General features: G+C 75.1%; 1 protein-coding gene and 1 pseudogene. Both read left to right on the top strand.

Features of this window, described 5'->3' with window-relative positions; all coding sequences use genetic code 11:
* Positions 1-57 precede the first annotated feature (57 nt).
* Positions 58-1,917, top strand: coding sequence for an autotransporter assembly complex protein TamA (locus tag CKO43_RS25120; RefSeq protein ID WP_200380377.1), 1,860 nt, complete (start codon positions 58-60; stop codon positions 1,915-1,917).
* Positions 1,904-3,718 (top strand): annotated as a pseudogene (locus tag CKO43_RS25115) (hypothetical protein); the annotation flags it as partial. The gene CKO43_RS25120 and the pseudogene CKO43_RS25115, both read left to right, overlap by 14 nt.

Here is a 3,718-nt window from a genome sequence, read left to right as displayed (position 1 = left end):
CCCCCGTTCGGGTGTGCGTTTTGCCCCCACCCCCGCCATCGTGCAAGAGAGCCTCGTTTGATCCGGACGGCCGCGACGCTCGCCTGCTGTTTGCCCTGTGTGCTGCTCGTCGGCTGTGCCGGCCTGGCACGCGACGCCGCGCCCGGCGCACCCGCCGACACCACACCGCAGACGCTCGAAGCCGCCGCCTCGACGGCGGCGAATGCCGGGCCGGTGCTGGAGCTGCGCGTGATCGCCCCCGACGAAGTGCGGGCGCTGCTCGAGCAGTCGCTGGACCTGGCGCGCCTGCCGGCACTGGCCGGTGATCGCACGCTGCCGCAGCGCGAGATCGACCGGCTGGTCGCCGCCGCGCCCGAGCAAGTGCGCTCGCTGGTCGAAACCGAGGGCTTCTTCACGCCCGAGATCGTGGTCGAGCAGCTGCCGGGTTCACCGCCGGTGGTGGAGGTGCGTGTCGAAACCGGCCCGCGCGCCCGGGTGCGCCAGCTGAAGATCGAGATCCAGGGCGCACTCGCCGAAGCGCTGGCGCGCGGCGACGCCGGCGCCGCCGACAGCGACGAGGCGCTGCGCGACAACTGGCCGCTGGACAGCGGCGAGCCCTTTCGCAACGCCGAATGGACGAGCGCCAAACGCGCCGCGCTGGCACGGCTGCGCGCCCAGGGTTATGCGCGTGCCGAGTGGGTGTCGACGCTGGCGCGTGTGGACGCCAGCGCCCATGTCGTCGACCTCGAACTCGTCGCCGACAGCGGGCCGCTGTTTCGCACCGGCGGGCTGCGCATCCGCGGGCTGAAGACGCACGACGAGGCGACGGTGCGCAACATCGCCAACTTCCGCCCCGGCACGCCGGCGACCGAGCAGCTGCTGCTGGACTTCCAGGAGCGGCTGCAGCGCTCGGGCCTGTTCAACAGCGCCTCGGTGCAGCTGGACGCGCGCGCCGAGGACCCGGCCCAGGCCACCATCACCGTGCGCCTGAGCGAACGCGAGCTGCAGGAGGCCACCTTCGGCATCGGCGTCAGCTCCGAGGTCGGCCTGCGCGGCACCGTCGAACACGTGCACCGGCGCGTCTTCGGCCAGGCGCTGACGGCACGCAACAACTTCGAGCTCGGCAGCGTGCGCCGCTCCTGGACCGGCGAGCTCAGCACCCACACCCTGCCCGGCCTGTACCGCAACCTCGTCAGCGGCACCGCCGAGCGCATCGAGTCCTCCACCGACATCGTCAGCTCGGTGCGCCTGCGCCTGGGTCGCGCCCAGGAGTCGCCGCGCATCGACCGCCTCATCTTCGTCGAGGCCGAACGTTCGCTGCGTGAACTCGACGACGGCACGCGCACCGACTCCGACGCGCTCAGCCTGCACTACCACGGCATCTGGCGCGACGTCGACAACGTGCTGCTGCCGACCGAAGGCCTGGTGTTCTCGGGCCAGATCGGCGGCGGCCGCGCGCGCTCCGACCCCGGCGGCACCGGGCCCTTCGTGCGCGCCTATGGCCGCATGGTCGCCTACCGGCCGATCGGCGGCTGGTTCGGCCAGGCGCGGCTGGAGTTCGGCCAGGTGTTCGCACGCCAGGACGTGCTGCCGCCGGACTCGCTGCTGTTCCGTGCCGGCGGCGACGGTTCGGTGCGCGGCTACGAATACCGCTCGCTGGCACCGACCGAGAACGACATCGTCTCCGGCGGCAAGGTGCTGGCCACGGCCAGCGTCGAACTCGCGCACCCGCTGCTCGAACGGATGCCGCAGCTCTGGGGTGCGGTCTTCGTCGACGCCGGCCGCGCCGCCGAACGCTGGCAGGACTACGAGCCCGCCGTCGGCTACGGTGTCGGCCTGCGCTACCGCAGCCCCATCGGGCCGCTGAGCCTGGACGTCGCCCGCGGCCAGGAAACCGGCAGCGTGCGCCTGCACCTGAGTGTCGGTGTCACCTTCTAGCCGCATGGACGAGCGCACCACACCGCCACCACGCACGCGCCGCGCCGCCTGGATCGCGGCCGCAGCCCTCGCGCTGCTGGCCGCCGGCGCGGGCGCGCTGGGCTGGGTCTGGAACAGCGAAGCCGGCTGGCGCTGGCTGTTCGGCCACATCCCCGGGCTCGAAGTCGTCGAGCCGCAAGGCCGCCCGGTGGCCGGCGCCTTCAGCGCGCGCGAGCTCCGCTGGCAAGGCGCCGACGGCGCCCGCCTCGTCATCCAGGACCTGGCCTGGCGCGACTTCTCCTGGCGCTGGCGCCCGCACGCCGGCGCCTGGATCGGCATCACGCTGGAGGCGCCGACCGCCAGCCGCGTCGCCTGGACCAGCGGCGCAGCGGCCGCCGAGCCGGCGCCGCCACGGCGCGGCGCACCCGAAGACCTGCGGCTGCCACTGGATCTGGCCGTACGCCAGCTGGCGGTCGCCAGCGTGCAGGTGGACACGCTGCCGGCGCTGAGCGGGCTGCGCGCCGACCTGCAGCTGGGCGCGCAGGACGGCGCGCTGCATCGCATCGAGAACCTGGCACTGGCCTGGCCGGGCGGCCACGCCAGCGCCTCGGGCGAGCTGCAGGCCAGCGGCAAGCAGGGGCTGCAGGCGCGCATCACAGCCGCTGCCGAAGACGGCGCCGCGCGCCCCTGGACGGCCACGCTCGTGGCCAGCGGCACGCTGCCGCGGCTGCAGCTGGCGGCGACGCTGGCCGGCTCCGGCGGCGTGCGCCTGGACGCCGACGCCACCGTCGCGCCCTTCGCGCCCTGGCCGCTGGCGGCGCTGCAGGCGCGCACGACGGCGCTGGATCTGTCGGCGCTTGCCGCCGCGCTGCCCAGCACCCGGCTCGACGGCCGTGTCGTCGTCGACAGCCAGGGCCGCGACGTGCCGGTGCAGGCTACGGTGCAACTGCGCAACACCACGCCCGGCGCCTGGGACGCGGGGCGGCTGCCGCTGGCTTCGCTGGACGCGCGGCTGCAGGGCAGCCTGACGGACCGGCGCACGATCGAGCTGCAGTCGCTGGACCTGCGACTGGCCGGCGAACGTGCCGCCGGCCGGCTGCAGGGCCAGGGCCGCTGGCAGTCGACGGCGCTGACGCTGGACCTGGCGCTGGACGCACTGCGGCCGGCCGAGCTCGACCACCGCCTGCCCGGCATGACGATCGGCGGCCCGCTGAAGTTCTCGCTGCAGGGCCTGCCCTCGCCCGACCCGGCCGAAACCAGGGCGCCGGGCGTTTTCGGCGGCAGCGCGACGCTGGCGCTGGCCGGCCGCCTGGACGCCGCACGCGAGCGCGCGGTGACGCTGGCCGCCGAAGCGGGTTTCAGCCGCCCGGCCGATGGCAGCCTGAGCGCGCAGCTGAAACGTTTCGTGCTCGCCGCCGGCGACGCCCGGCTGGAGGCCACGCTCGGCGCCGAAGCCGACACGGCCCAGCGCTGGCAGCTGCGCACCGAGGGCACGCTGACCCGTTTCGACCCGGCTATGTGGTGGCGCGGCGAGGACGGCTCGCCCTGGCGCCGCGGCCCGCACGCACTCAACGGCCGCTGGAACGCGGCACTGGCGCTGCCGCAGGCGGCGCTGGCCGAGCCGCTGCCGGCGCTGCTGGCGGCACTCGCCGGCGACGCCGCGCTGGAACTGCGCGACAGCCGCCTGGCCGGCGTGCCGCTCGCGGCCCAGGCGACGCTGAAGGCCGCCGGCGGCGCGACGCGGCTGGACGCGACGCTGACGGCAGCCGGCAACCGCGCCGAACTCGGCCTGCGTGCCGGCGGCCGCGACAGCGCCCGCCTC

Origin of the sequence: Rubrivivax gelatinosus (assembly GCF_016583785.1) — a bacterium.
GTDB lineage: Bacteria > Pseudomonadota > Gammaproteobacteria > Burkholderiales > Burkholderiaceae_C > Rubrivivax > Rubrivivax gelatinosus_B.
Note: the sequence above shows the minus strand (reverse complement) of the source record. Positions and strands in the feature narration are given on the sequence as shown.